Origin of the sequence: Acinetobacter sp. AG1, from assembly GCF_001005525.1 — a bacterium.
Taxonomy (GTDB): domain Bacteria; phylum Pseudomonadota; class Gammaproteobacteria; order Pseudomonadales; family Moraxellaceae; genus Acinetobacter; species Acinetobacter modestus.
In genome coordinates this window covers 1-1,084 of record NZ_LBMZ01000005.1, presented here as the reverse complement: position 1 = coordinate 1,084, position 1,084 = coordinate 1, and the positions used below count along the sequence as shown (strand labels likewise).

At 34.9% G+C, this 1,084-nt stretch carries 1 protein-coding gene; it reads right to left on the bottom strand.

Annotated features, from left to right (window positions below):
* A partial coding sequence (locus tag AAV96_RS00025) for an RnfABCDGE type electron transport complex subunit B (protein ID WP_046737818.1) occupies positions 1 to 788 on the bottom strand: 788 nt, incomplete at its 3' end.
* Positions 789 to 1,084 lie beyond the last annotated feature (296 nt).

Here is a 1,084-nt window from a genome sequence, read left to right as displayed (position 1 = left end):
AATTCATTTAAACGTTTTTGCAAATCAAGCAGTTGTGTTTGCTTGGATTCATCTGCACGTACACTTAACTGCTTTTCTAACTTTTTGATTTGCGTTCTAATTTTCGCAAGTTCAATTGTCGTTTTTGCATCTAATACAGGATTTTCTTTCGGTTTATCTATGAGTGTGATCAAGGGTACATTGTTAAGTGCTTGAGAAAATTGAGCAAAAAATTCGGTATCAATTTCAGCACGAACAATCGGTCCTTTACGACTCAAACGACGTTTTTCTTCTCGTTGAATATGTGCATAGTAACGATGTCTTAGATCATCTTGTTCAAGAGTACGTTGTTGAATTGTGGGTAATGGATTGGTATCTGCGACTAGATCAATACAATCTACAGGACAGGGTGGAATACATAACTCACAACCTGTACATAGATCGGTCAAGATACTATGCATTAATTTTCCGCTACCGATAATGGCATCAACAGGGCAGGCACTAATACATTTAGTACACCCGATACATTCATCTTCACGAATTATCGCTTTCATTTGTTGTGGTCGACCATCTGCTTGAATGTCCCAAACACTCGGTTCCGCAATCATTGTTGGTCTTTTTAATAATGTCGCAAGTGCGTCTGCAACGGGTTGTCCACCTGGAACGCATTTGTTTGCATCTTCACCTTCCACGATCGACTTTGCATAAGGTAAACAACCATCACGATGTCCACATAAACCACATTGCGTTTGTGGTAAAAGTTGGTCTACTTGAACGATAAGAGAGAGTTGTTGTGCTGAAACTGACATGAAAGAAGATAGGATAAAAACAGTATCGCTATTATAGCAAAGAATAGTTTAATCGGCGGAAATCGTTGTTTAAATCTACTTTGATAGACTTTTTTGCGATTTTATGGTGCCAACATTGTTTTATTTTGGTGCTAAATTTTGTATTTTGAATTATTTCTGATGTCTTATTACTAAGTTAAACGCTGATTTAAGCTTTTTTTTGAATATTTATTATAAAAATAACGAATATTTTTAAATTTAAAATATTGATTTAAAATAATAAAAAATATTATTTATGAAGATTGGGTTGAGAGTTG